Source organism: Rhodococcus sp. (in: high G+C Gram-positive bacteria), from assembly GCF_049286785.1.
Lineage (GTDB): Bacteria > Actinomycetota > Actinomycetes > Mycobacteriales > Mycobacteriaceae > Rhodococcus_F.
In genome coordinates this window covers 1-2471 of the sequence record NZ_JBAQEO010000830.1, presented here as the reverse complement: position 1 = coordinate 2471, position 2471 = coordinate 1, and the positions used below count along the sequence as shown (strand labels likewise).

General features: G+C 64.3%; 3 protein-coding genes. All 3 read right to left on the bottom strand.

Going from position 1 to position 2471, the window contains the following annotated elements; all coding sequences use genetic code 11:
* Nucleotides 1-57: 57 nt before the first annotated feature.
* Complete coding sequence (locus tag WAW17_RS29815) at nucleotides 58-555, bottom strand: hypothetical protein (protein WP_422336456.1); 498 nt, start codon at nucleotides 553-555, stop codon at nucleotides 58-60.
* Nucleotides 552-1406 carry a ParA family protein gene (locus WAW17_RS29810; protein ID WP_422336455.1) on the bottom strand — a complete coding sequence of 285 codons (855 nt, stop codon included), beginning with the start codon at nucleotides 1404-1406 and terminating at the stop codon, nucleotides 552-554. Before WAW17_RS29810 ends, WAW17_RS29815 begins: the two co-directional genes overlap by 4 nt.
* A gap of 39 nt (nucleotides 1407-1445) precedes the next feature.
* A partial coding sequence (locus WAW17_RS29805) for a Z1 domain-containing protein (RefSeq protein WP_422336454.1) occupies nucleotides 1446-2471 on the bottom strand: 1026 nt, incomplete at its 5' end.

Genomic DNA, 2471 nt, shown 5'->3' with positions numbered 1-2471 from the left:
CCAATATCGCAGCGCGGATCAGCACCGCCCAGAGCTGTAACTCAACCGGCAGAAACGTCAGCGAAACGCACTCCCCTTCGACGACAGGGCCTTGACGCGCTCGACCGTCCACACCGCGAGCACTTCGACCTTGCGCTTGCGGCCGGTTTCTTTGTGCGTGTCGAGTTCCTGCTCGGCGATGATGTCTTTGATGGCGTCGGCGTCCAACGCCGAGAGTCGTTCCAGGAGCGCTTCTTCCCCGGACTCGCGGAAGACGTCGAACGGATCGAAGGCACCCGCCTCACGCTTGGCTTTCGGGGCTGCCGCACGACGGCGCGGTGCGGGCGCGGCGACAGTCGGTGCGGGTATTTCGGCACCGTCTGACGACGGCGTCACGAATGCGTCGGCAATCGCTTTCGCGAAACGCGGGGTGCGTGCGGCCTCTTCGGCCACCACCTGAACGAGCTTGGCCAACAGCACCGACGCGGACGCGTTGGTGGCGTCGAGCTTGAGTAGGGCTGCGCTCGCCTCGGACACCTGCACCCGTCGGCGGGCTTCTTCGATCTGGGCACTCATAGCTTCGCCTGCGCTTCCGTGAGAATGTTCTGCGTGATCGCACGCATCTGGTCGAACTGACCCTGATTGCCGTACTTCACCTTCAGGGTGCTGTAGGGATGGAATTCCGCCGACGCGGCGATCTGATTGGACTCCGCGAGATATTCGGGCAGCACATTGGGCACGTTGGGGTCGCGTCGAAGGTTCTTCACTGTGGTCCGGTGCACCGCCGAGTTCGACTTGTACTTGGTGATCACGAGCCCGAGTTCGAACAGTTCCCGGCCGATCTCCTTGCCGAATTTCTTGATATGCGTCTGGATCTGCGGAATGCCGTATGTCGAGAGCACATCCGGGATGGTCGGGATGATGTATCCGTCCGCCATCGCCAGCCCGTTGAGCGTGATGGGTCCGAGGTTCGGCGGGCAGTCGATGAGGATGTAGTCATAGAAGTCCGCGACCGGCTCGATCGCGTCACGCAGCAGTTCCACGGGTTTCGTCGACGACCGGTCTGCGACCCGCAGTGCGCTGATCTCTTCCTGCAGTTCGATGAGATCGAGCGACGACGGCAGCAGATCCACACCCGTCACCCGCTTGACCGGCGACACCTGCCGCTGGATCGCCCGCTTCACATCGAAGTGCGACGTGCCGTTGACGGCGTCTCGGAACAGCGTCGCGACCGTCAGGCCCTGCCTGTTCAGTTCCAGCCACGAGTCTTCGCTGATCATCATCGTGGTGAGGTTGATCTGCGGGTCGAGGTCTATCAGCAGCACGCGCTGACCGAACTCCAGCGACATGAATTCCGCGAGTCCCGCGGTGATCGTCGTCTTGCCGACCCCACCTTTGAGGTTGATCGTCGCGATTGTTTTGGCCATCACGCACCGTTCCTTCTGCAGCCCGAAGCTGCGCCTACTTCACTGCGCATCGACGATCGCCCCCGCGCCGGACTTCTTCACCCGAAAACCGATCCGCCCCAGTGGTTCTGCCGCATGCGGCAGGGCGTACGAGAACAGCGTCGCGAAGTCGCTCGGATCGACGGGCCCGGTCTTCGCCCGCTTCATCTGACGTGACCCGGCCTCGGGGTCGCTGGCGAACACCAGGATCAGGGCGCCTCGAGTTCGGCGGTGCATCTTCGCCGCTTCCGGACCGCCATTCTTGTTCGGGCTGCCCGCGATGTGCTCGATGGCGTCCCGCTCTCGCACGGCGGTTCCGGTGAAGCCGGTCCGGTACTCGCGTTCCTGCCGCTTGCGGTTGACGATCGGCAGCTGCTCCGGCCACCCCTTGATGTCGACGGGCAAGCGCGTCTTCGGTAGCGGAAGCAGAATCGCGAAGTCGTCGAGCAATCCTCGATCCATCGCGCTGACCAGTGCTTCGCGGTGCGGTCCGAAGTCCCACCGCTCGTCCCAGACGAACTGGTCGACGGCGTCCAGTACCGTCCGGGCCGGGACGATGCCGTGTCGAGCCGAGAAGCTGCGCGGCACATCATCCTTGTCCCGGAACTGGAACGTGCCTACCTCGGTGAGACTGTCGAGTAGCGGACGCACCGCGGCAAAGTGCCGCGCGTTGTTGGAGCCGTCACCACGCGGCGGTTGCATGGTGAAACTGAAGCTCTCGCCACCGATCCCCCGGTACGTCTGCTCCGCGTTGAACATCTTGATCCGGGCGGTCGGTTTGAGCCACGGCAGCTGCTGGAACACCATCGGCGGGACGTCGCGCGGCGTGACCCACGGTTCGCCCTGCGCGTTGGTTCCCTTGAACCGGGCGAGCTCCGCTCGGAACTCCTCCTCGTCGCGGACGACGGCCTCGAACGCCTTGTACATGTCGAAGCCCGCGCCGGCCGGCCCCGGCACACTGCGGCCGATGAACAGTCGCACCAGGTCTCGGTAGCCGGGCCGGAAGCCGAACCAGCGGCCCATCTGCATCAGCGTGTCGGCCTGACC